The sequence below is a fragment of the Periweissella beninensis genome (assembly GCF_016908275.1).
In the GTDB taxonomy this organism is placed as follows: Bacteria; Bacillota; Bacilli; order Lactobacillales; family Lactobacillaceae; genus Periweissella; species Periweissella beninensis.
Window position 1 is genome coordinate 1 of the sequence record NZ_JAFBDN010000055.1, and the last position, 2,115, is coordinate 2,115.

Consider the following 2,115-nt stretch of genomic DNA (forward strand, 5'->3'; position numbering starts at 1 on the left):
GACCGAGTTCCCTAAGGTGGTGAAGAAATTAGAAAATAGTTTTGACGAATTAATGGTGATTTACCAGCTCCCAGAGGAGCTAAGGAAGCGTCTCCAGACGAATAATACAATTGAGCGGGTTAATCAAGAAATCCGTCGTCGTGACCGTGTAATCCGGATATTCCTGAATGATCTAAGCGTCTTGCGACTAGTGGGAGCACTACTGATTGAACAGAATGAAAAATGGGCTGCTGGTCCACGGTACTTAAACATGACCGTTTAGCACGGGATTGAAAAAGATAACAATTCAGAAGAAGCCGGTATGCTTAAGTTTGTGAAATGATAAATTTGCGGAATTTAATTTACACCAACATTTTGGACTTGACCACGATTTGACGATCACTTGGTCGCTAAATGGTGGGGGTGTTTTCGTGGTCAACGTTGCTATAAGGGCGCTGCACCATTATAAATAAAATATGTTAAAAAGTTAACAAACGGGCTTTAATTATTGATTGATATATGCTAAAATCAACGTATATTAATCTGAAAGGTGGTAATTAGTAGCATGAAAGGTTTTGCAATGCTGGGACCGAACAAGACAGGCTTTATTGAAAAAGAAGATCCGAAGGTGGGGAGTCGTGACGCCCTGGTGCGGCCGCTCGCCGTTGCCCCGTGTACCTCTGACATCCACACCGTTTTCGAAGACGCCTTAGGGCCGCGGGAGAACATGATCCTCGGCCACGAAGCCTGCGGGGAGATCGTGGAAGTCGGTAGCGAAGTCAAGGACTTCAAGGTTGGTGACCGGGTTTTGATTCCGGCAATCACGCCGAACTGGTCCGACGTTTACTCCCAAGCCGGCTACGCTACTGACTCCGACGGGATGTTGGGTGGCTGGAAGTTCTCCAACATTAAGGACGGGGTTTTCTCCACCCGGATCCACGTTAACGACGCCGACGGGAACCTGGCCCTCTTACCAAAGGAAATCGACCCGGCGGAAGCCTGCATGCTTTCCGACATGATCCCAACTGGCTTCCACGCTTCCGAAATGGCGGGCGTAACCTTTGGGGACGCCGTGGCCGTGATCGGGATCGGCCCGGTTGGTTTGATGGCCCTGCGCGGGGCGGTGCTCCACGGGGCTGGCCGCGTCTTTGCGGTTGGTTCACGGGAAAAGACGGTCGAAGTGGCCAAGAAGTACGGGGCAACCGACATCGTGGATTACCACAACGGCCGGATCTCCGACCAAATCCTAGAAGCCACTAACGGCCAAGGGGTCGACAAGGTCCTGATCGCCGGTGGGAACGCCGCCGATACCTTTGAAGAAGCCGTCCGGATGCTCAAGCCGGGTGGTTCAATCGGGAACGTCAACTACTTAAACGGTCACGACGACGTGGTCTTCAACGCCGGTGACTGGGGCGTTGGGATGGGTCACAAGACCATCCACGGTGGCCTGATGCCTGGTGGCCGCCTGCGGATGGAAAAGCTGGCCGCCCTTGTGGTGAACGGCCGGATCGATCCATCACTGATGATCACCCACCGCTTCGAAGGCTTCGAGAAGATTCCGGACGCCATCGAACTGATGCACCACAAGCCGGCTGACTTAATCAAGCCGGTCGTAATCTGCAACGACATCGACTAATTTCAACACCTTTATATAGTAGAAACAGCGGTTGGGGTTTGCCCAGTCGCTGTTTTTAGTTCAGGGGGTCCTTTGTTGCAGATTACGGCAATGTAACAAAAACGGCGAAAAACCGGGGAATTTCACTTAACGAGGGGGAATTGGGAAAAATTTTGGCGCCAAACTGGGGTGAAATGTTACAAAAACCAAACGGGCGGGGGACCGAGGTGAAAAGGGTGGTCAACCTATACGCCCCCATGGCCTCGAACCCCGAACGGGCGTTGCCATTTGAATTAAGCTTGTTACGGAAAGTTACAAAGTGGCCGCCGATTGAGAACTGCTTGTCACTGGGTTCTGGTGCAAAAATTTTCAGGTAAACTTATTTTGAGTATAATTAGCCTAAAAAGCGAGGTAGCGATGATGAACAATTATTTTAAAGGGCGACATTTCCAAAAAGATATTATTTTGGTAGCCGTTGGCTACTATTTTAGATTCTCATTAAGCTACCGTGATGTGGTTGA

Annotated in this window: 2 protein-coding genes and 1 pseudogene; all 3 read left to right on the plus strand. The window is 50.4% G+C overall.

The window, feature by feature from the left end:
* Nucleotides 1-262 (plus strand): transposase (locus JOC59_RS09205; RefSeq protein ID WP_205144447.1); only part of this gene is annotated, 262 nt, incomplete at its 5' end.
* Between the two features lie 282 nt (nt 263-544).
* Nucleotides 545-1,615: an NAD(P)-dependent alcohol dehydrogenase gene (locus JOC59_RS09210; RefSeq protein WP_205144448.1), complete on the plus strand. Its 1,071-nt coding sequence runs from the start codon at nt 545-547 to the stop codon at nt 1,613-1,615.
* A gap of 399 nt (nt 1,616-2,014) precedes the next feature.
* Nucleotides 2,015-2,115: pseudogene (locus JOC59_RS09215) on the plus strand (IS6 family transposase); the annotation flags it as partial.